This window comes from Burkholderia sp. HI2761, assembly GCF_002223355.1.
In the GTDB taxonomy this organism is placed as follows: domain Bacteria; phylum Pseudomonadota; class Gammaproteobacteria; order Burkholderiales; family Burkholderiaceae; genus Burkholderia.
On sequence record NZ_NKFN01000001.1, the window covers coordinates 1 to 21627 of the forward strand.

The window sequence follows — 21627 nt, forward strand, 5'->3', positions numbered from 1 at the left end:
AATCGCCGTCGGCGGTGGTCTGCGCGATGTAGGCGCCGAGGCCGTGCGCCTCGATCCTGGTGTTGCCCCACTGCACGGCTTCCGACACGATGCTCGCGTTCCACGCGCCGCCCGATGCGGTGATCGCACCCGTCACGTAGTACGGGAAGATGCCGGGCAGGATCGCCTGACGCCACCACTGCCAGCCGCGGATGCGGAAGTTGGTCGCCGCTTCGCGATAGTCGTTCGGGTAGGACGTTGCGCCGGCGATCACGTTGAACAGGATATACCACTGCGTGCCGAGCACGATCAGCGGCGACAGCCAGATGTCCGCGTTCAGGTGGAAGCGCGCGATCACGATCACGAATACCGGGAACAGCAGGTTCGCCGGGAACGCGGCGAGAAACTGCGCGAGCGGCTGCAGCTTTTCGGCCAGCTTCGGGCGCAACCCGACCCACACGCCGATCGGCACCCAGATCACGGAGGCGATCGAGATCAGCACGACCACGCGCAGCAGCGTGATGAGCCCGAGCACGAGCACGTGGCCGACCTCGGGCATCGTCACGCCGGTCGCGACGAAGCTGACGACGCGCCATACGATATAGGCCGTGCCGATCAGCAAGAGCCCCGCCCACGCGATGTCGACCGTGCGCGACGCCTTCTTCTCGACTTTCGGCAGCGCGAAGCGCATCGCACCCGACAGCGGCAGGCGCAGCGGGATCCGCGCGGCCTTCGCGAAGAGCCAGCCGGCCGGCACGAGCAGCTGATGGATCAGCCGCGTGCGGCGCACGAGGTCGAGCAGCCACGATTGCGGCGCATCGCCCGACGCGGTGTTCTCCATCCGGAACTTGTCGGCCCACGCGATGAGCGGGCGGAACAGCAACTGGTCATACGCGAGGATCACGACCGTCATCGTCAGAATCACCCAGCCGATCGCGCCGAAGTTCTTGTCCGAGATCGCCTGCGCGAGATACGCGCCGATGCCCGGCAGCGTGATCGTCTGGTTGCCGACGGTGATCGCCTCCGACGCGACGACGAAGAACCAGCCGCCCGACATCGACATCATCATGTTCCAGATCAGGCCCGGCATCGAGAACGGCACCTCGAGCTTCCAGAAGCGCTGCCAGGACGTCAGGTGGAAGCCGCGCGACACTTCGTCCAGGTCGCGCGGCACCGTGCGCAGCGACTGGTAGAAGCTGAACGTCATGTTCCACGCCTGGCTCGTGAAGATCGCGAAGATCGCGGCCAGCTCGGCGCCGAGCACGCGGCTCGGGAACAGCGCGAGGAAGAACGTGACCGTAAACGAGATGAAGCCGAGCACCGGCACCGACTGCAGGATGTCGAGGATCGGGATCAGCACCATGCCCGCGCGGCGGCTCTTGGCCGCGAGCGTGCCGTAGACGAGCGTGAACGTGAGCGACGCGACCATCGCGGCGAGCATCCGCAGCGTGGTGCGCAGCGCGTATTCGGGCAGGTTCGACGGATCGAGCGAGATCTTCTGCGTCTGCAGCACGCCGATCGGCGCCATCGTTTCGTGAAAGCCGACCACCGCCATCGCGATCAGGCAGATGATCAGCGGAAATGCGATGAAATCCCACCGGTTCGGCAGCACGCGCCACGCGGATGCGTTGGCGATCCGGTTCGGATTGAAGAATCCGACGTTCATCAGGCGCCCTCCCCGGTAAGGCCGAACGAAGCCGGCAGTCGATGTTGATTCATGGCAAAGCGCACGGGCGCGGTAATTCGATTGGCTGGCGATTTCGCGCACGCGCGGCGCGGGCGCATGCGCTGCCGCGGCCGGCCCAGCCGGGCCGCGACGGCACGACACTACACCAACCTGTATTTCAGGTACAACCGTCCCCGGACGGCGCGGGCAGCGCATGGATCGTGCCCGGCGCGTGGGCGGATGGCGGGCGCGCGGTACGGAACAGCCCGGCCGCAGTCCCGCGGCCGGCACGCAGGCCCGAATTATGCCGTGATCCGGCCCGGCCGGGAACCCGCCATCCGCACGCGGGCACAAACCGTGTCCGGCATCAGCAGCCGGACACGGCGAAGCAGGTATGATCGGGGCTAGCCCCCGGATCCGTTTCGGCCGTGCCGCGGCAATGCGCACGCGGCATCTGCGTCGACAGGCCCCGGGGATCGACCGACGAGCGGGAGGAAGGGAATGGCAGGAAACTTGGTGATCGTCTGCCGCGATCAGGATGCCGACGCGTTCTATGAACTCATGCAGGAGTACGGGTCGTTCCAGACGCGGCTGTCGTCCACGGCGTGGTACCTGAACATGAACGTCGTGCCGGAATCGCTGCAGGAGGAAATCCTGGAGCGTCTTGGCCGGTATACGACCGTCTATATCTTCGAGGCCACCACGGTGACCTACAACACGATCGACAGCAACGCGGCCGAGACGCTCGGCACGCTGTTCGGCGAGTGACGCCGCGCGGCGCCCGCCCGGCCGGGCAGGCGCCGCAGCCGCTCAAGCGGCCTGTGCGTGAGGCTCGTCCTTCGGCACGGCCTCGAACGGGAACGTCATCGATACACGCAAGCCGCCTTCGGGGCGATTGCCGATGTCGCACGCGCCCCCCAGCCTGAGCACGAGCCGCTCGACGATCGCGAGCCCGAGCCCGCTGTGGCCGTTCCCGCCGCGCGCGGGATCGAGCCGCACGAACGGCCGCGTGGCGGCCGCGAGGTCGCGCGGCGCGATGCCGCCGCCGCTGTCGCTGACCGACAGCACGTAGCCGGTCGGCGTGCGCGCCGTCTCGATGAGCACGGGCGGTGCGCCATACGCATGCGCGTTGTCCAGCAGGTTCGACAGGATCCGGTCGAGCGTCGCCGTCGGCAGCCGGAAGCCGGGATCGGCCTCCAGCCGCGTCTGGACCGTCGGCGCGTTCGGCGCGACCGCACGATAGCTGCGCGCGATCCGCTCGCACGCGTGGTCGACCGGCACCGGCTCGCTGCGATCGGCCCCGCCATGTGCAAACACCAGGAACTGGTCGACGATGTGCGACATCGAGTCGACGTCGCGCACGACGCCGTCGCGCAGCCGTGCGTCGTCCATCATTTCCGCCCGCAGGCGCATCCGGGCGAGCGGCGTGCGCAAGTCGTGCGCGACGCCTGCCAGCATCACCGCGCGATCGCTCTCGGCCTGCGACACCTGCTCCACCATCTGGTTGAAGCCGTGCGTGAGCTGGCGCAGCTCGCGCGGCCCGCGTTCGCGCAGCGGCGGCACCGGCTGCCCGCGGCCGAAACGCGCGACCGCGCGCGCGAGCGAACGCAGCGGCTGCTGCAACTGCCAGGCCGCGAACAGCGCGGCGATCACGCCGGCCGAGAAGATCGTGCCGAGCCACAGCAGCATCCGGTCGAGCGAGCGCGGCGGCCGCAGCGGCTGCACGGGCACCACGATCCAGTTGCGATCGGCCGGCTCCTTCACCCACAGCACCGGCGGATGGCCGGGCGTGCCGATCTCGACCTGCGTGCCGGGCGGCATGCGCTCGCTCACGTCGTCGCGGAACCGCTTCAGCGGCGGCGGCAGCCCGGAATCGCCGCCCTTCGGCACATCGGCACTGTCCGGCGACACGAGCCGCACGCGCGACGGCAGCGGCTGGTCGGGCGTGCGCGCCACGTGCTGGCGCACCGCGTCGACGAGGAACGCGGCCTCCTCGACCGCATAACGCGTCTGCATCTGGTTGCGCTCGAGCCGCATCGCGAAGAACCACGCGAAGTGCGACAGGAGCAGGACGCCGACGACGAGCAGCGCCAGCCGCCCGAACAGCGAATCAATGGGTTTGCGCATGGGCCTCGCCGTCGGGCACGAACACGTAGCCGCGCCCGCGGACCGTCTGGATGAAGCGCGGCGTCGACGGATCCGTTTCGAGGATGCGGCGCAGGCGCCACACCTGGACGTCGATGCCGCGGTCGGTGCCGTCGTACTCGGGCCCGTGCAGCAGCTCGAGCAGTCGCTCGCGCGTGAGCGTGCGCAGCGCGTGGTTGACGAAGATCTTCAGCAGCGCGAATTCGCTGCTCGACAGCGTGGCCGGCTTGCCGTCGACCGACAGCGTGCGCGCCTGGAAGTCGAGCAGGAAGCGGCCGAACGCGAACGGCTCGCGCTGCTCGGGCGCGGCCGCCGACGGCGTCGCGCGGCGGCGCCGCAGCACGGCCTGCACGCGCGCGAGCAGCTCGCGCGGGTTGAACGGCTTGCCGAGGTAGTCGTCCGCGCCGAGCTCGAGCCCGACGATGCGGTCGACGTCGTCGGCCCGCGCGGTCAGCATGATCACGGGGATGTCGTCGCCGGCCGCGCGCAACTGGCGCAGCGCGGTCAGGCCGTCCACGCCCGGCATCATCAGGTCCAGCACGATCAGGTCGGGCCGTTCGCGCTCGAGGCGTTTCTCGAGCGTCGCCGCGTCGTGCAGCACGGACACTTCCATCCCCTGGCGCACGAGGTAGTCGCGCAGCAGGTCTCGGAGTTCTTGGTCGTCGTCGACGATGAGGATCTGGGTAGTCATGGCTTGAAGTTTACCGCGCGAGGGTGGAGTCGAAGAACGAAACAATGGGACGAAAGGGTTACTGCGGGTTACCGCGCAAGGGAACTGTAATGCACGGTAACCGGGCCGCCGCCCCGCGTAACACCCGCCGGGGCCCGTATCGCTAACCTGCGTCTTACCGGATGCGGTAACCGGCTTTCCCGGCACCGCATCGCCGGACCCTTTGGATACAAGGAGTTTCTGAAATGTATAAGAAGACTTCCCGCGTGGCCATCGCGGCCGCCACCGTGCTCGCTCTCGCATTCGGCACCGCGCATGCCGCGCAGCCCAACGACATGCCGCCGCCGGGCGGCCCCGGCATGCAGCGGATGCACGACGGGCACGAAGGCGGCCCGTTCGGCGCGATCATGAAACTGCACGACCAGTTGAAGCTCAACGCGTCGCAGGAACAGCAATGGCAGGCGGCCGTCAACACGATGAAGCAGAACCGTGACGCGATGCGCAAGAGCCACGAGCAGATGCGCGAGCAGTTCAAGGCGCAGCAGAATCAGCCGATCCTCGACCTGAGCGCGATGCATTCGACCCGCCAGCAGGCGGAGGCGCAGAACGCGCAACTGCGCGAGCAGACGTCCGCCGCGTGGCTCACGTTCTACAACGGGCTGAACGACCAGCAGAAGACGATGGTCAGCACGGCGCTCAAGCAGCAGTTCGCGAAGATGGAGCAGCGCCACGAGAAGATGAAGGAGCGCTGGGAGCAACATCGCGCGGCCGCCAAGGGCGCGTCGGCGCCGGCGCAGTAAGCCGGCGGGCCGCTCCCGCGGCGGCGCCGAAGGGGGACGCAAGCACCGCCTGCGTCCCCCTTTTTGTTTCAGGCGACGTCGAACAGCAGCACCTCCGCCGTGCGGCCGCGCGCGAACGCCACCGCGTCCACGCCGCCGATCCGCGCGCCGTCGCCGGCAGCCAGCGCGCGGCCGTTGACGTCGACGTCGCCGCGCGCCACGTGCACGTAGATGCTGCGCCCGGCCGGCACGTCGAACGCGATCGTCTCGTCGCCGTCGATCAGCCCCGCGAAGATGCGGGCGTCCGCCCGCATCGACAGCGCGCCGTCGCCGCCGTCGGGCGCCGCGACGAGCCTCAGCCGGCCGCGCTTCTCGTCGTCGGCGAAACGCCGTTGCTCGTAGCCGGGCCGCCCGCCCGGCTCGGCCGGCTGCAGCCAGATCTGCAACAGGTGCAGCGGCCGATCGCGCGACGCGTTGGTTACGCTGTGCACGAGCCCCGTGCCGGCGCTCATCCGCTGGATGCCGCCGGCCCGGACGATCGCGCCGCTGCCGAGGCTGTCGCGGTGCGCGAGCGCGCCATCCAGCACGTAAGTCACGATCTCCACGTCGCGGCGCGGCAGCATCCCGAACCCGCGCGTCGGCGCGATCAGGTCCTCGCTCAGCACGTACAGCCCGCCGACGGGCGGACGCACCGGCGCGTGCGCATGCGCGGCGCGGCAGGCAGACGAAAAACTGTGACTCGATTCAAGCCAGCCGTGGTGCGTGTGGCAGCGGTCTTCGGCGCGCAGGATCTGAAACATGGGGTGGACGCTCAGGACGCGGATGGTCTGTTCGGGTTTACCTCCACTGTAGAGGGCGCTCGCACGCGCCACAATCCGCCGCCCGCGCACCGCATCGTTGCATCCGCGCGATCAATTGCCAAAATATTCATTGCGACTACAACGATTACCGCAACAGCCGAATCGAGGAATCGGTCGACCGTGCCGGATTGCCGTTTTCCGGATATCGCGTTCGGGTAAAATACCGCCCTTTTGGCGTTCGCCCTTCCGGCGGCCGCCAACGCCAGAGCGCCGATCGGCGATTTTTGGCCGTCTAGAATACGCCGCGGCGCCCGGTCCGACCGGCCGCGAGCGCCCCCGGAAAGTCTGCAACAGAAGGATGGAAATGAAGAAGGCCGCCCTGTGCGCCGCCCTCGCCCTCGTGGCGGGCAGCGCCTTCGCGAAGGAGTGGAAGACCGTGCGGATCGGTGTCGACGCCAGCTACCCGCCGTTCGAGTCGACCGCGCCGAGCGGCGAGATCGTCGGTTTCGACGTGGATCTCACCAAGGAAATCTGCAAGCGGATCAACGTGAAATGCGTGTGGGTCGCGCAGGATCTCGACGGGATCATTCCGGCGCTGAAGGCGAAGAAATACGACGTCATCGTGTCGTCGCTGACCGTCACGGACAAGCGCCGCGAGCAGATCGACTTCTCCGACAAGGTGTACGACGCGCCCGCGCGGATGATCGCGAAGACCGGCTCGCCGCTGCTGCCGACGGTCGCGTCGCTGAAAGGCAAGCGCGTTGGCGTCGAGCAGGGCTCGACGCAGGAAACCTACGCGAAGGCGTACTGGGAACCGCAGGGCGTGACGATCGTTCCTTACCAGAACCAGGACCAGGTCTATACCGATCTCGGCTCGGGCCGCCTCGACGCGACGCTGCAGGACGAGCTGCAGGCCGACTACGGCTTCCTGCGCACGCCGCGCGGCAAGGGCTTCGCGTTCGCCGGGCCGGAAGTGAAGGATCCGAAGACGATCGGCGACGGCACCGCGATCGGCCTGCGCAAGGAAGATACGGACCTGAAGCTCAAGATCAACCGCGCGCTGGCCGACATGCACAAGGACGGCACGTACGACCGGCTGTCGCACAAGTACTTCTCGTTCAGCGTCTATTCGGCGCCGGCCCGCTGAACGCCGACAAGAAGAAGCAGCGGATGCGGGGGCGGCCCCGCGTCCGGGCAGTACAGGCAGTCAACCACGCGCCGCCCGCTCCCTTGCCCGCCGCTCGCGCGACGGGCGGGCCCGGCACCGTTGCCGGGGCGGACGGTCATGATACGCACGGGGCGTTCCGCGCAGCTTGGCGGACGCGTCTTTCGCGGCGCACTGCGTGCGCCCTCAGGGACCACACCAGGGACCCCATATGTTTCTACAAGGCTACGGCCCGCTGATCCTCGCCGGCACCTGGCAAACCGTCAAACTGGCGGTGCTTTCGCTTGCGCTGTCGTTCCTGCTGGGGCTGCTCGGCGCCGGCGCGAAACTGTCACGCAATCGCGTGACGAACGGCGTCGGCACCGTCTATACGACGCTGATCCGCGGCGTACCCGACCTCGTGCTGATGCTGCTGCTGTTCTACAGCCTGCAGATCTGGCTGAACATGGCGACCGACGCGCTCGGCTGGGACCAGATCGACATCGACCCGTTCCTCGCCGGCGTGCTCGTGCTCGGCTTCATCTACGGCGCGTACTTCACCGAGACGTTCCGTGGCGCGTTCCTGTCGGTGCCGCGCGGCCAGCTCGAGGCCGGCAGCGCCTACGGGATGACGAACTGGCAGGTGTTCACGCGCATCATGTTCCCGCAGATGATGCGCTTCGCGCTGCCGGGTATCGGCAACAACTGGCAGGTGCTCGTGAAGTCGACCGCGCTCGTGTCGATCATCGGCCTGGCCGACGTCGTGAAGGCGTCGCAGGACGCCGGCAAGGGCACGCTGCGGTTCTTCTTCTTCACGCTGATCGCGGGAGCGGTCTACCTCGCCATCACGACGATCTCGAACTTCGTGCTGATGTGGCTCGAAAAGCGTTACTCGACCGGTGTCCGCAAGGCTGACCTATGATCGAACTCATCCAAGAATACTGGCGCAACTATCTCTACACCGACGGCTATCGCATCACCGGTGTCGCGATCACGCTGTGGCTGCTGGTCGTGTCGATCGGCCTCGGCTTCTGCCTGTCGGTGCCGCTCGCCGTGGCGCGCGTGTCGAAGAGGAAGTGGCTGTCGAGCGCCGTGTGGCTGTACACGTACGTGTTTCGCGGCACGCCGCTCTACGTGCAACTGCTGCTCTGCTACACGGGCCTCTACAGCCTGCAGGCCGTGCGCGGCACGCCGATGCTCGATGCGTTCTTCCGCGACGGGATGCACTGCACGCTGCTCGCGTTCACGCTGAACACCTGCGCGTACACCACCGAGATCTTCGCGGGTGCGATCAAGGCGACGTCGTACGGCGAGATCGAAGCCGCGCGCGCATACGGGATGACGCCGTTCACGATGTATCGCCGCGTGATCCTGCCCTCGGCGCTGCGCCGCGCGTTGCCGCTGTACAGCAACGAAGTGATCCTGATGCTTCACGCGACGACGGTGGCCTTCACCGCGACCGTGCCGGACATCCTGAAGATCGCCCGCGACGTGAACTCGGCGACCTACATGTCGTTCCACGCGTTCGGCATCGCCGCCCTGCTCTACCTCGCGATCTCGTTCACGCTCGTGTGGCTGTTCCGCCAGGCCGAGCGCCGCTGGCTCGCCTATCTGCGCCCGCAAGGCAAGTAAGTTTCCGCAGGAATACTGATGAATTCCCAGACTCAAAAGCTTTTCGTCGACGATCTCCACAAGCGGTACGGCGACAACGAGGTGCTCAAGGGCGTGTCGCTGAAGGCGAACTCGGGCGACGTGATCAGCGTGATCGGCTCGTCCGGTTCCGGCAAGAGCACGATGCTGCGCTGTATCAACTTCCTCGAGCAGCCGAACGCGGGCCGCATCTTCGTCGACGGCGAGGAAGTGCGCACCGCGCTCGACAAGACGGGCGCGCTGCGCGCGGCCGATTCGAAGCAGCTTCAGCGCGTACGCACCAAGCTGTCGATGGTGTTCCAGCACTTCAACCTCTGGTCGCACATGAACGTGATCGAGAACGTGATGGAAGCGCCGGTGAACGTGCTCGGCATCCCGAAGAAGGAAGCCGAGGACCGTGCGCGCGAATACCTCGAGAAGGTCGGCCTCGCGCCGCGCGTCGAGAAGCAGTATCCGTCGCATCTGTCCGGCGGCCAGCAGCAGCGCGTGGCGATCGCGCGTGCGCTCGCGATGCATCCGGACGTGATGCTGTTCGACGAACCGACCTCCGCGCTCGACCCGGAACTCGTCGGCGAAGTGCTGAAGGTGATGCAGAAGCTGGCCGAGGAAGGCCGCACGATGATCGTCGTCACGCACGAGATGGGCTTCGCGCGCAACGTGTCGAATCACGTGATGTTCCTGCACCAGGGCCGCGTCGAGGAAGAAGGCGTGCCGGCCGAGGTGTTCGCGAACCCGAAGAGCGAACGCCTGCGCGGCTTCCTGTCGGGTAGCCTCAAGTAACGCGCGTCACCCGCCATACCCGCCACGCTCGAACGGGCGCCCCGCGGTTCGCCGCGCGGCGCCCGTCTTGCGTTTACGCGGCGCTCACCGGCGCGCCGTCGGCGAACGCGCGCAGTTCGTCGCCCGCCAGCCGGTAACGCACCCATTCGCTCTGCGGCGCCGCGCCGACGCTCTCGTAGAAGCGGATCGCCGGCTCGTTCCAGTCGAGCACGCTCCATTCGAAACGTCCGCAGCCCGACTCGACCGCGATGCGCGCGAGCGCCTTCAGCAGCCGCAGCCCCGCGCCCGCGCCGCGAAAACGCGGCGACACGTACAGATCCTCGAGATACAGCCCCTGCCGCGCGAGCCACGTCGAATACGAGAAGAAATACACGGCGAAGCCGGCCGGCTCGCCGTCGATCTCGCACATCAGCGCACGCGCCGGCGAGCCTTCGCCGAACAGGCTGCGCTCGAGCGATTCGGGCGTCGCGACGACTTCGTGCTCGGCCTTCTCGTAGACGGCCAGTTCGGTGATGAAGCGCAGGATCAGCGGCACGTCGGCGACGGTGGCGCAACGGATATCGATTTGCACGGTGGGGAGCCCTCCTTCGGCCCGGACGGAAAAATGGAATACGGCGCCCCCGCGCGCACTTGGCGCGGGTCGGATCGACATGCTACGTTCACGGCGCAACTGCAGAAAGTGCAGTTTTTTCATCCAGACCTGAACATGATGCATCCCGACCTGCGCCGCCTCGACCTGAACCTGCTGCTCGTATTCGACGCGTTGTACCGCCAGCGGTCGGTCGCGGCGGCCGCGCATGAACTCGCGCTGAGCCCGTCGGCGTTGAGCCACGCGCTCGCCCGCCTGCGAGACGCGATCGGCGATGCGCTGTTCGTGCGCCTCGGCAACGAGATGCAGCCGACCGTACGCGCCGACGACATCGCCACGTGGGCCGGTGACTCGCTCGACGCGATGTCGAAGGGGCTCGCCCGCGCGCGCCGCTTCGATCCCGCACAAAGCGACCGTACGTTCGTGTTCGCGGCGACCGACTACACGGCGTTCGCGGTGCTGCCGGCGTTCCTGGCGCGCATTCAACACGTGGCGCCGCACCTGCGGATCCGCGTCGTCCATTCGGACCGCAAGATTTCCGTCGATGCGCTCGCGGCCGGCCGCATCGACTTCGCCCTCGGCTACCACGAAGAATCGGCGGCCGACGCGCCCGGCATCGAGGATTTCGACTGGTTCTCCGACGACTATGTCGTGATCGCGAGCGCCACGCATCCGGACATCCGCCGGCGGCTGACGCTCGACCAGTATCTGGCGGCCCGCCACGTGGTCGTCACGCCGTGGAATGAGTCGCGCGGCGTCGTCGACCACGTGCTCGACCGGCTCGGCCTTGCGCGGCATGTGGCCGTGCAGTTGCCGACCGTGCTGGCCGCGCCGTTCGTGATCGCCGAATCGGCTCTCGTGATGACCGTGCCGAACCGCGCCGCGCAGGCGCTGCGGCACGCGGCGCCGATCCGCATCTTCCCCGCGCCGTTCGAGATCCCGCGCTACACGGTGAAGGTCTACTCGCATGCGAAGCACGCGCGCACCGATGCGCATCGCTGGATTCGCGCCCAGTTGCTCGACGCACGACCGAGCCCGGACTAAGCGCGGCGCGTTGCAGGACGGGCGTTTCAGGCGTCGATCGGCGATGGCGGCAATCGCCCGAATCATTACGAAATACTTACCAATTTTGCAACTTTCGCGCCTACGCCGGCGCCCCGGCAACGTCAATAGTGGCAATCCTTGACCCATGCCCATGGAATCCATGTCTCCCTTGCGGGACAAGGGTTTTCCGGTAATCGAGAACCCTTGGGCACCGTGTTGCATGGCAAATTGGCGACAGCGGTTAGTCAAACAACGATTTCCGTCGCCACAAAATTGTATTTTTGCTAAATTAGTAACCAAAGTAGCAAAACGAAGTTCGTGAAATGTAGTTTAGCTTCACGACACTACAAGGAGACCCGCAGGCCGACCCGGCTGCGCGGGACCGCTCAACGGTATTTCCGTCTGCTTGCCCGCGTGCCGCGCTTACCGGCCCTGCACGAGGTCTCCCTGGTTATCCCGCTTTTGCCCGGTGCGTGCCGCGCCGGGCATCTCGTGCAGTTCTGGGTTGACTTTTTGACAGGGTATGGAGGAGACGATGAAGAAAGCTTTGGTCGCGGCCGCGCTGATGGCTGCTGGGGTGGTGACGGCGCACGCGCAGAGCAGCGTCACGCTGTATGGCCGCCTGGATGCAGGCATCGAGTACATGAACGGCCTCCAAAACGGCCACCAAGTGCGCGCGGAAAGCGGCGACTGGGGCACGAGCCTGTGGGGCTTGAAGGGTAGCGAGGACATCGGCGGCGGCAACAAGATCCTGTTCCACCTCGAAGGCGCGTTCAACACGATGACGGGCGGCTTCAGCGGCTCGATCTGGGATCGTTTCGCGACCGTCGGTATCTCCAACGACCGCTACGGTACGCTGCTGTTGGGTCGCGAACTCGCGATCGCCAACGGCGTGTGGGACTTCGACCCGTTCGGCCAGTCGTCCTGGTCGACGGCCTCGCTGGTGCGCGGCCGTAACTGGAACAAGACCAGCAACAACGTGTCGTACCAGTCGCCGTCGCTCTATGGTCTCGACTTCTACGGCCAGTTCTCCTTCTCGAACTCGACCAGCTTCAACGGCAACACGACGGCCGGCCAACCGGGCCGTGCAATGGGCGGTCAGGTCACCTACACGAACTCGCTGTTCCAGTTGCGCGGCATCTACGACGAAACGCGCGACAGCAACGGCCGCTTCTCGGACGTGTTCAACTACTCGCGCGAATACTTCGCGGGCGTGAACGTGTTCCTCGGCCAGTTCAAGGTTCAGGCGGCCTACCAGGCATCGCGCGCCGACGGCAGCGGTGGCCCGGCAGTGAACGCCGGCGTGACGGGTACGCAGCAGGTGTGGGGCGGCGTGACGTGGCAAGCCACGCCGGCAGCGGCGCTGATCGCAGCCGTGTATCACGTGAACGCGAACCACGGCGGCGGCAACGCGAACATCTACACGGTCGGCGGTTCGTACAACATCTCGAAGCGCACGCTGTTCGACCTGCAGGTCGCGACGGTGCGCAACAGCTCGTCGGCCAACTTCGGCCTGAACGCGAACGGCGCCGGTACGGCCGTGTCGACGGGCAACCCGCATCAGGGCGGCAGCCAGACCGGCGTCTACGCCGGCATCCAGCACCTGTTCTGATCGGGCGCCGTCAAACAACGATTCGACAACACTTTCCACGCTGCTGCGAGAGGCGCGTATCGGTGCGGTACCCAAACGGGTATCCGCACCGTTTTTTCTTGGCGGGCCGGGTTCGTGCGACCCGTGGCCCGATCGGCGGACGCGGCCGAAGCGGCCGCGATTGATCGAATGGCGCGGACGCGGCGCTCAGACGGCCGCTTCGTTCTCTTCGCCGGTGCGAATGCGGATCACGCGCTCGACGTCGGACACGAAGATCTTGCCGTCGCCGATCTTGCCGGTGCGCGCCGCACCGATCACCGCGTCGATCACCTGATCGACCTGCGCTTCCGCGACGACCACCTCGATCTTCATCTTCGGCAGGAAGTCGACGACGTATTCGGCGCCGCGATACAGCTCGGTATGGCCCTTCTGGCGGCCGAAGCCCTTCACTTCCGTCACGGTCAGGCCCGTGAGACCCACTTCGGCGAGCGCTTCGCGGACTTCGTCCAGCTTGAACGGCTTGATGATGGCAGTGATGCGTTTCATGGTGGTTGTCCCCCAATGCTCGTTTGGATGAAAAATCGCGATCCCGATTGTAAGCCGGCGAGCCGCATCCGGCCCAGCACCGCTCAATCGAGCCGTTCGGTAGAGCACGACGTGATCGGGTAGCGCCAGTCGCGCCCGAATGCGCGATGCGTGACGCGGATGCCGATCGGCGCCTGGCGGCGCTTGTATTCGTTGATCTTGATGAGCCGCGTCACGCGCTCGACGTCGGCCCGCGCGTAGCCGGCCTCGACGATCTCGGCGAGCGGCCGGTCTTCTTCCATGTACATCCGCATGATCGCGTCGAGCACGTCGTACGGCGGCAGGCTGTCCTGGTCGGTCTGGTTCTCGCGCAGCTCGGCCGACGGCGCGCGCGTCAGGATCCGTTCGGGAATCACGTCTCGCGGCCCGTAGTCGGCCGTTTCGTTGCGATAGCGGCACAGCCGGTACACGAGCGTCTTCGCGATGTCCTTGATCACCGCGAAACCGCCAGCCATGTCGCCGTACAGCGTGCAGTAGCCGACCGCCATCTCGCTCTTGTTGCCGGTCGTCAGCACGATCGAACCGAACTTGTTCGACAGCGCCATCAGCAGCGTGCCGCGGATGCGCGCCTGGATGTTCTCCTCCGTCGCGTCTTCCGCGCGGCCCGCGAATTCGCCCGCGAGCGCGGCGCGGAATGCATCGAACATCGGCGCGATCGCGATCTCGTCGTAGCGTACGCCGACGCGCCGCGCCATCTCCGCCGCATCGGTGGTCGAGATGTCGGCCGTGAAGCGCGACGGCATCATCACCGCGCGCACGCGCTCAGGCCCGAGCGCATCGCACGCGACGGCCAGCACCAGCGCCGAATCGACGCCGCCCGACAGCCCGATCAGCACGCCGGGAAAGCCGTTCTTGCCGATGTAGTCGCGCACGCCGGTCACGAGCGCGCGGTACACCTGCGCGTGAGTCGACAGCTCGGGCGCGATCGCGCCGGGCAGCGGCCGCGGGCCGTCGAATTCGACGATCGCGTGCCCTTCGTCGAACTGCGGCATCTTCGCGGCGAGCGCGCCCTGCGCGTCGAGCACGAAGGAACCGCCGTCGAACACGAGTTCGTCCTGGCCGCCGACGAGGTTCACGTACACCATCGGCAGCCCGGTCTCGCGAATCCGCGCGCGCAGGATGTCGATGCGCACCGCTTCCTTGTTCATGTGATACGGCGAGCCGTTCGGGATCAGCAGTACCTGCGCGCCGGCCGCCTTCGCGATCTGCGCGGCCGACGCATGCCACGCGTCCTCGCAGATGATCACGCCGTATTTCACGCCGTTCAGCTCGAACACGAGCGGCTCGGTGTCGGTCGCGAAATAGCGCTTCTCGTCGAACACCTCGGCGTTCGGCAGATCCTGCTTGCGGTAGGTGCCGACGATCTCGCCGCCGACGATCAGCGACGCCGCGTTGAAGGTGTCGGTGGGCGGCACGCCGCGCTCGATCGGGCGGTTTGCATTACCATCGACGGCTGACGCGCTGTCCGCACCGCTGCCCGCACCCCTGCCCGGCCCCCTGCCCGGACCGCGCAACGGATGGCCGACCAGCACCGCGAGCCCGTCGAACGCCTTCAGCGCGTCGGCGAGCGCATCGAGTGCGGCGGCCGCCGCCGCGTAGAACGCGGGCCGCAGCAACAGGTCTTCGGGCGGATAGCCGGACAGCGCGAGTTCGGGTGCGACCATCAGTTGCGCACCATCGTTGTGCGCGGCACGCGCGGCGGCGACGATACGCGCGACGTTGCCGGCGAAATCGCCGACGGTGACGTTGATCTGGGCGAGAGCGAGTCGGGTCTTCATGGCGGGATCGGCGCAACCCGGCGGCGCGCCTTGAACGGCTGACGAAATCGATCCGGGCGCGGGCCACGGCGGCCCGCACCCGGCAACATCCAACGGTACGGATTCACGCTTGAAACACGAACGCATCGATTATCGCACGGGCATCCTGTCGTCCCCCGCCGAGGTGCCGGCCGACGAATGGAACGCGCTGCTCGCGCGCGACGCGCAGCCCACGCCGTTCCTGCGCCACGAATTCCTCGACGCACTGCACGTCGCGCGCTGCGCGGTGGACGACACCGGCTGGTCGCCGCACTTCGTCACGCTGACCGACGCGCGCACCGGCCGCCTCGCGGCCGCCGCCCCCGTCTACGCGAAACAGCATTCGTACGGCGAATACGTGTTCGACTGGGCGTGGGCCGACGCGTACCAGCGCAACGACCTGCCCTATTACCCGAAGCTGCTGTGCGCGGTGCCGTTCACGCCGGTGCAGGGCACGCGCCTCCTCGCGGCCGACGACGACGCACGCCGCCGGCTCGCGGCCACGCTGCTCGCGTTCGCCGAGCAGAGCGACGTGTCGTCACTGCACGTGCTGTTCCCGACCGGCGACGAAGCGCGGCTCCTCGAATCGATGGGGATGATGCTGCGCGAAGGCGTGCAGTTCCACTGGATCAACGACGGCTACCGCCACTTCGACGATTTCCTCGGCACGCTCGAACAGAAGAAGCGCAAGAACATCCGCGCGGAGCGGCGCAAGGTGCACGATGCGGGCGTGACCTTCCGGCGGCTCACCGGCGATCGGATCACCGACGCCGACTGGCGCTTCTTCTCGCGCTGCTATCGGCAGACTTACCGCGAGCACTATTCGAGCCCGTACCTGAACCTCGACTTCTTCCGCACGATCGGCGCGACGATGCCCGAGAACCTGCTGCTCGTGATCGCGGAAGCCGACGGCCGGCCGATCGCGAGCGCGCTCGCCGTTTACCGGCGCGGCGAGCACGGCGGCGGCACGCTGTACGGCCGCTACTGGGGGGCGATCGAGCACGTGCCCTGCCTGCATTTCGAAACGGCCTACTACCAGTTGCTCGAATTCTGCATCGAAGCCGGGCTCGACACGTTCGAGGGCGGCGCGCAGGGCGAGCACAAGCTCGCGCGCGGTTTTCTGCCGACGGTCACGCACTCCGCGCACTGGCTCGCGCATCCGGCTTTTTCCGATGCGGTCGCGCGCTTTCTCGAACGCGAGACCGAGCATATCCACGCGTACGTCGACGAACTGCGCGAGCACGATCCTTTTCGGCGCGACGCCGGCTAGCGGCATCCCGCGCACCGGCATGCGGCGAAGCCATGCATGGGCTCGCCGCATGCCGCACGGCCGCCGCCGGTTCAGTGCGCGGCGAGCGTCACCGTCTGCGACAGCGCCTGCGGGTCGCGCGACGACGCGGCCGCCGACAGCCCGTAGCTGCCCGCGCCGATCCGCCATGCGTGCGCGCTCGCATCCCACACCGCGAAGCGCTGCGCCGGCACCGCGACGCTGACCGTGCGCGCCTCGCCCGGCTGCAGCGCGACCTTGGTCCAGCCGACGAGCCGCTTCGGCGGCTCGCCGAGCGACGCGGGCAGCGCCGCGTAGATCTGCACCGTATGCGTACCGGCGCGCGCACCGGTATTCGTCACCGTCACGCCGACCGTCACGTTGCCCGCGGCGTCAGCCTGCGCGGACATCGCCGACAACGCATACGTCGTGTACGACAGCCCGTAGCCGAACGGGAACAGCGGCTCGATCGCCTTGGCGTCGAACCAGCGATAGCCGTACGCGAGCCCTTCCGCATAAACGTTCCGCAGGTTCGACGGATCGATCGTCGGCTGCGGCAGGTCGGCCTCCTGCTTCGGGAACGTCAGCGGCAGCCGGCCCGACGGATTCGCATCGCCGAACAGCAGGTCGGCGATCGCCTGGCCGCCTTGCGCGCCCGGATACCACGCGTCCAGCACGCCATGCACGTTCGCGAGCCACGGCATCAACACCGGGCTGCCGTTCTCGAGCACGACGATCACGCGCTTGGCCTTCGCGGCGACCGCGGCGATCAGCGCGTTCTGGTCGTATTGCTGGTTGTACGGGTCCGCCTTCGCATCGGGCAGCGACAGGCTCGCGAGGTCGAGCCCTTCCGTCTGCCACTGCGTGGCGAACACGATCGCGACATCGGCCTGTGCGGCCGCGCTCGCCGCGGCATTCGCGTCGGTCCCGTCGAGATAGCTGACCGACGCGTTCGGCGCCTTCGCGCGAATCGCCGCGAGCGGCGCGGACTTGTACCAGGTCGCGCACCCGCCGAACAGCATATTGGCCGGTTGCTGGCAGGACGTCACCGCGTTGCCGTCGATCGCCGGCACCGCACCCGAGCCGCCGCCCGACAGCACGCCCGCGTCCGCGTGGCCGCCGATCACGACGACCGACTTGAGCGTGCCGGCGGCGAGCGGCAGCACCGGCTGCGTGTCGCCCGGCGCGGCCGCGTTCTTCAGCAGTACCGCCGCTTGCCGTGCGATCGCGAGCGCGTCGGCGTTGCCGGCGACTTCGTCGATCGCGCCGCCCGGCTTCGGCGGCGCGTCCATCACGCCGATGCGGATCAGCGTGCGCAGCTTGCGCTGCACCATGTCGTTCAGCCGAGCGACCGACACGCTGCCGGCCTGCAGCGCCGCGCGCAGCTTCGAATTGAAGTACGAGCCGAGCGGCGCGTTGCCGTCGTCGGCCGCGCCCGGCTGTTCCTCGTCGAGCCCGGCCTGCACGGCCGCGACCGTCGAGTGCGTCGCGCCCCAGTCGGACTGCACGACGCCCTTGAAACCCCACTCGTTCTTCAGCACCGTCGTCAGCAGATACGGGTTCTCGCACGCATACACCCCGTTCAGCTTGTTGTACGAGCACATCACGTTGCCCGGCTGGCCGCCCTTCACGCCGATCTCGAACGCGAGCAGTTCTGCCTCGCGCATGGTCCGCTCGTCGACGACCGAATCGACCGTCATCCGGTTGGTTTCCTGGTCGTTGAACGCGAAATGCTTGATTGTCGCGATCACCTTCTGCGCCTGCGTGGCCTGCGTGCGCGCGGCGCTCAGCGTGCCCGCGAGCACCGGGTCCTCGCCCATGTATTCGAAGGTGCGGCCGTTGCGCGGCTCGCGCGCGAGGTTCACGCCCCCGCCGAGACCTTCCGCGAAGCCGAGCGCACGCAATTCGAGCGCGATGCGCGTGCCGTAGGTGCCCGCGAGCGCCGGGTCCCACGTCGCCGCGAGTGCGACCGGCGCGGGCAGCGCGGTCACGCGTGCATTCTTCACGTTCACGCCGCCCGCCGAATCGGCGCTGCTGACCGCCGGAATGCCGAGCCGGGGCACGCCCGGGATGTAGCTTGCGCCGTTCAGCGCGTCGGGCGGAAACGGGCCACCCAGGCTGAGCGCGGGCATGCCGGTGCCATGCACGAGCTGCAGCTTCTCGTCGGTCGTCAGTTGCCCGACGAGCGCGGCCGCGCGCTGGTCGGCGGCCGCGTCGGGGTCGGCCGGCGCATGGATGTCGTCGCCGCCGCACGACGCAAGCAGCACCGTGAGCGCACATGCGGACGCAATCGTCGAACACCGGAACAGCGAATTTTTCATTGATCCTCCAGAATCGTTCTGTTGTACTTGTCGCCTCACTCCAGCGTCCAAGTCTAAGAATCGACCGGTCACCACGCTTGACCGGCAGGAGCATGCGTTGACCTCTCGCAGCGGGGACAAACCCGAACGGCATGACGACAGGGAGACAGACATGGAGTTGCAACAGAAATCGGTATCCGTCCGGATCTACCGCTGGCTGTGCGAAGACGCGCGTGCGAACGGCATCGATCCCGCACCGCTTTACGCGACGCTCGGCATCGGGCCAGCCGAGCTCGCCGACGACACGCGCCGCATCGCGGGCGACCGGCACGTGGCCGCGATGCAACTGACGAGCGGCTGGCCGCTGTCATGGCATCGCCCGCCGCCGCAGGTCGTGCCGTGGCTCGTGCCGTTTCCCGAACTCGCGGGTATCACGTGCAATGCGGCGACGCTGCGCGACGCGCTGCACGGCTACCTGCACTACCGCGAGCTGATCGGCAACGTCGACTGGGTGTTCGCGCACGAGAACGGCGACGCGATCGCGCTCGAGTACGTGAACGAAGGAGACGGCCGGCACGCGGGCAGCGCGTTCGCGAATCTCGCGATCCTCGTGGCGCTCGCGCGCCTGTACGATCCGCACGTGCGCATCGACGACGCCGCATTCGCCGGCCGCGCGTTCGCGCCCGTTGCCGCGCTGCGCGACATGCTCGGCGCGCCGGTGTCGTTCGATGCCCCGCACAACCGCATCGTGCTGCGCTCCGCGCACGTCGACACGCCGTTCGAGTGCTACAACGCACCGCTCGCCGCCATCCAGCGTCATGCGGCCGACGCCGCACGCGAACGCGTGCGCGCACGTTCGACGTTCGGCTCGTCGGTGGAGCAATGCGTGCGCGACTGGCTGCGCACCGCCGACGACACCGACGTGCCGACCGATACGCTGATGCAGCACGTATGCACGCGCTTCGCGATGTCGCGCTGGACGCTGCGCCGGCGCCTGCATCGCGAAGCGGTCGGTTTCCATGCGCTCGTCGCGCAGGCGCGGCTCGGCGAGGCGCGCGACCTGCTGCTCAATACGCAGTTGCCGATCGGCGAGATCGGCGTGCGCGTCGGCTTCCGTTCGACGAGTGCGTTCACGCGCTTCTTCACGCGCGAACTCGGCGCGGCGCCCAGCCGCTTTCGCGACGGGCACGGCGACCGGCGGCGTTGACGCCCGTTTTTTCTGAGACACTGGCGGCTTCGCATCCCGCCGCCCTGCCATGTCCTGGTTTCTGTATCTGATCGAATGCACCGACGACAGCGTCTACACGGGCATCACGACCGATGTCGCCGCGCGCTTCGACGAGCACGCGTCCGGCAAGGGCGCGCGCTACACGCGCTCGCGCAAGCCGCGCGCGGTGCTCGCGTCGTTTCCGCTGCCCGACCGGTCGAGCGCGTCGCGCGCCGAATACTGGGTGAAGCGGCTCACGCCCGCGAAAAAGCGCGAGCTGGCAGCCGGCATACGGACACTGGAATCGGTGTTGCCGGTGGCGGTCACGCTCGACGAAAGTGGCGACACGGCCGGGACGAAAGCGATGGCGCGTGGGCGGAAGAAGGGGAAGACAGAGAACGTCGACGATGCGGCGAAGACGGCTGCAACGGAACAGGCCGCCGGGAAAAAGGCGAAGACCAGGAAACTTGCCGGATCCGCAACGGCCGCGAAGCCTGCAAAGACGGCAAAGCCTGCGAAGGGCAAACAAGCGTCGAAGTCGACGAAGACAAATAAAGCCGCGCCAGACGCGAAACGTACAAAAACCGACGGCGATGCAGCGGCAGCCGCAAAAAAGACGTCGTCGCGTGGCACGCCGGTAAAGAAAACCGGCTCGCCCTCCTCCGCGTCGCCAAAAAGGAAGGCACCGGCCGCCACAGCGGCCGCGAACGTACGCGAAGACGCCGCTTCCGCATCGGCCCGCCGCCGTCCGGCGGCCACGAAAGCCGCCGGGGCGATCGCTCCGTCCGTTGCCCCGCCCCGCGCGAAGCGCGCGAAGAAAGCACCGGCCGCCCCGCTGCCGCCCGCTTCCCCGCCCGCTCGCCGGAAAACCGTGCGCGCAAAACAAAACCGCGCGGCCTCCTGAGGAGACCCGCGCGGTTGGCGTTCCGTACGAGCCGGCCGTCGGCCGGCACGCCGCTTACTTCTTGTAGTTCGCGGCGCCGTCGGTAATTTCCTTGTGCGCGGCTTCGATGCCGGCCCAGCCTTCGACCTTCACCCACTTGCCCTTCTCGAGCGCCTTGTATTGCTCGAAGAAGTGCTTGATCTGGTCCTTCAGGTACTCGGGCACGTCGTCGATCGTCTTCAGGTTCGCCGTCATCGGGCAGATCTTGTCGTGCGGCACCGCGACCAGCTTCGCGTCGACGCCCGACTCGTCCGTCATCTGCAGCATGCCGAGCACGCGCGAACGCACGATCGAGCCGGCCAGCAGCGGGAACGGCGTGATCACCAGCACGTCGACCGGATCGCCGTCGCCCGACAGCGTCTGCGGGATGTAGCCGTAGTTCACCGGGTAGCGCATGCCCGTGCCGATGAAGCGGTCGACGACGAGAAGGCCCAGTTCCTTGTCCGCCTCGTACTTCACCGGATCGCTTTGCGCGGGAATCTCGATGATCACGTTGAAATCTTGCGGCAGGTCCTTGCCGGCCGGAACATGATTGAAGCTCATGAGCACTCTCTGTAGGTCGATGGGAATTCGGGACAGGGCGCCTCGGCCGATGCACCGCCGCGGGCGTCCCCCAAAAAAGGAATGCGCCATTATAGCCAATCGACCGGTGGCGTCCGGATGACGATCGGCGCGATAATCGTTCCGGATGT

20 protein-coding genes are annotated in these 21627 nt (G+C 67.5%); 11 read left to right on the forward strand and 9 right to left on the reverse strand.

Annotated features, from left to right (window positions below):
• Positions 1 to 1645, reverse strand: a 1645-nt coding sequence (locus tag CFB46_RS00005) for an ABC transporter permease (RefSeq protein WP_089499099.1), incomplete at its 3' end; no start/stop codon positions are given.
• Positions 1646 to 2146: 501 nt separating this feature from the next.
• Between CFB46_RS00005 and CFB46_RS00010 the strand changes: the two genes are divergently transcribed.
• Positions 2147 to 2413: a double-stranded DNA-specific endonuclease gene (locus CFB46_RS00010; protein ID WP_011545926.1), complete on the forward strand. Its 267-nt coding sequence runs from the start codon at positions 2147 to 2149 to the stop codon at positions 2411 to 2413.
• A gap of 42 nt (positions 2414 to 2455) precedes the next feature.
• On the opposite strand, the gene CFB46_RS00015 is transcribed toward CFB46_RS00010, so the two are convergent.
• Both CFB46_RS00015 and CFB46_RS00020 read right to left on the reverse strand, forming a co-directional pair.
• The gene (locus tag CFB46_RS00015; RefSeq protein WP_027785107.1) at positions 2456 to 3772 is read right to left on the reverse strand and encodes an ATP-binding protein; all 1317 of its coding nucleotides are present in this window, start codon (positions 3770 to 3772) and stop codon (positions 2456 to 2458) included.
• Positions 3756 to 4481 (reverse strand): response regulator, encoded by a 726-nt coding sequence (locus CFB46_RS00020; protein WP_006493394.1) that lies wholly within the window; start codon positions 4479 to 4481, stop codon positions 3756 to 3758. The genes CFB46_RS00015 and CFB46_RS00020 overlap by 17 nt, the downstream gene beginning before the upstream one ends.
• 224 nt (positions 4482 to 4705) lie before the next feature.
• Here CFB46_RS00020 and CFB46_RS00025 point away from each other — a divergent pair, with 224 nt between their 5' ends.
• A complete protein-coding gene (locus tag CFB46_RS00025; RefSeq protein ID WP_027785108.1) occupies positions 4706 to 5260 on the forward strand; it encodes a periplasmic heavy metal sensor in 555 nt (184 codons plus the stop codon).
• 68 nt (positions 5261 to 5328) lie between these two features.
• On the opposite strand, the gene CFB46_RS00030 is transcribed toward CFB46_RS00025, so the two are convergent.
• Positions 5329 to 6039, reverse strand: coding sequence for a pirin family protein (locus tag CFB46_RS00030; protein ID WP_027785109.1), 711 nt, complete (start codon positions 6037 to 6039; stop codon positions 5329 to 5331).
• A gap of 364 nt (positions 6040 to 6403) precedes the next feature.
• On the opposite strand from CFB46_RS00030, the gene CFB46_RS00035 reads away from it, so the two are divergent.
• The 4 genes from CFB46_RS00035 to CFB46_RS00050 all read left to right on the forward strand — a co-directional run bounded on the left by CFB46_RS00035 (position 6404) and on the right by CFB46_RS00050 (position 9613).
• Positions 6404 to 7186: an ABC transporter substrate-binding protein gene (locus CFB46_RS00035; protein ID WP_027785110.1), complete on the forward strand. Its 783-nt coding sequence runs from the start codon at positions 6404 to 6406 to the stop codon at positions 7184 to 7186.
• Between the two features lie 229 nt (positions 7187 to 7415).
• Positions 7416 to 8105, forward strand: a complete 690-nt coding sequence (locus CFB46_RS00040; protein WP_006489645.1) for an ABC transporter permease — start codon at positions 7416 to 7418, stop codon at positions 8103 to 8105.
• A complete protein-coding gene (locus tag CFB46_RS00045; RefSeq protein WP_027785111.1) occupies positions 8102 to 8815 on the forward strand; it encodes an ABC transporter permease in 714 nt (237 codons plus the stop codon). The genes CFB46_RS00040 and CFB46_RS00045 overlap by 4 nt, the downstream gene beginning before the upstream one ends.
• A gap of 18 nt (positions 8816 to 8833) precedes the next feature.
• Positions 8834 to 9613 carry an ABC transporter ATP-binding protein gene (locus CFB46_RS00050; protein WP_006489654.1) on the forward strand — a complete coding sequence of 260 codons (780 nt, stop codon included), beginning with the start codon at positions 8834 to 8836 and terminating at the stop codon, positions 9611 to 9613.
• 73 nt (positions 9614 to 9686) lie between these two features.
• On the opposite strand, the gene CFB46_RS00055 is transcribed toward CFB46_RS00050, so the two are convergent.
• Positions 9687 to 10184 (reverse strand): GNAT family N-acetyltransferase, encoded by a 498-nt coding sequence (locus CFB46_RS00055; protein ID WP_027785112.1) that lies wholly within the window; start codon positions 10182 to 10184, stop codon positions 9687 to 9689.
• A 135-nt stretch (positions 10185 to 10319) separates the two neighbouring features.
• Between CFB46_RS00055 and CFB46_RS00060 the strand changes: the two genes are divergently transcribed.
• Together CFB46_RS00060 and CFB46_RS00065 are read left to right on the forward strand one after the other, a co-directional pair.
• Positions 10320 to 11246 carry a LysR family transcriptional regulator gene (locus tag CFB46_RS00060; RefSeq protein WP_027785113.1) on the forward strand — a complete coding sequence of 309 codons (927 nt, stop codon included), beginning with the start codon at positions 10320 to 10322 and terminating at the stop codon, positions 11244 to 11246.
• A gap of 535 nt (positions 11247 to 11781) precedes the next feature.
• The gene (locus tag CFB46_RS00065; RefSeq protein ID WP_027785114.1) at positions 11782 to 12858 is read left to right on the forward strand and encodes a porin; all 1077 of its coding nucleotides are present in this window, start codon (positions 11782 to 11784) and stop codon (positions 12856 to 12858) included.
• Between the two features lie 186 nt (positions 12859 to 13044).
• Here CFB46_RS00065 and CFB46_RS00070 read toward each other — a convergent pair whose 3' ends face one another.
• Together CFB46_RS00070 and CFB46_RS00075 are read right to left on the reverse strand one after the other, a co-directional pair.
• Positions 13045 to 13383 (reverse strand): P-II family nitrogen regulator, encoded by a 339-nt coding sequence (locus CFB46_RS00070; RefSeq protein WP_006398637.1) that lies wholly within the window; start codon positions 13381 to 13383, stop codon positions 13045 to 13047.
• Positions 13384 to 13466: 83 nt separating this feature from the next.
• Positions 13467 to 15200: an NAD+ synthase gene (locus tag CFB46_RS00075; protein WP_089499100.1), complete on the reverse strand. Its 1734-nt coding sequence runs from the start codon at positions 15198 to 15200 to the stop codon at positions 13467 to 13469.
• A gap of 109 nt (positions 15201 to 15309) precedes the next feature.
• Here CFB46_RS00075 and CFB46_RS00080 point away from each other — a divergent pair, with 109 nt between their 5' ends.
• Entirely contained in the window at positions 15310 to 16488 is a 1179-nt protein-coding gene (locus CFB46_RS00080; protein ID WP_027785116.1) for a GNAT family N-acetyltransferase, read from the forward strand.
• A 71-nt stretch (positions 16489 to 16559) separates the two neighbouring features.
• Here CFB46_RS00080 and CFB46_RS00085 read toward each other — a convergent pair whose 3' ends face one another.
• On the reverse strand, positions 16560 to 18806 hold the full coding sequence (locus tag CFB46_RS00085) for a glycoside hydrolase family 3 C-terminal domain-containing protein (protein ID WP_089499101.1): 2247 nt from the start codon (positions 18804 to 18806) through the stop codon (positions 16560 to 16562).
• A gap of 151 nt (positions 18807 to 18957) precedes the next feature.
• Between CFB46_RS00085 and CFB46_RS00090 the strand changes: the two genes are divergently transcribed.
• Complete coding sequence (locus CFB46_RS00090; RefSeq protein ID WP_027785118.1) at positions 18958 to 19992, forward strand: helix-turn-helix transcriptional regulator; 1035 nt, start codon at positions 18958 to 18960, stop codon at positions 19990 to 19992.
• A 49-nt stretch (positions 19993 to 20041) separates the two neighbouring features.
• A complete protein-coding gene (locus tag CFB46_RS00095; RefSeq protein ID WP_027785119.1) occupies positions 20042 to 20896 on the forward strand; it encodes a GIY-YIG nuclease family protein in 855 nt (284 codons plus the stop codon).
• A gap of 54 nt (positions 20897 to 20950) precedes the next feature.
• Here the strand turns inward: CFB46_RS00095 and ppa are convergent, their stop codons facing one another.
• Positions 20951 to 21478, reverse strand: a complete 528-nt coding sequence (gene ppa / locus CFB46_RS00100) for an inorganic diphosphatase (RefSeq protein ID WP_006489643.1) — start codon at positions 21476 to 21478, stop codon at positions 20951 to 20953.
• Positions 21479 to 21627: the final 149 nt, after the last annotated feature.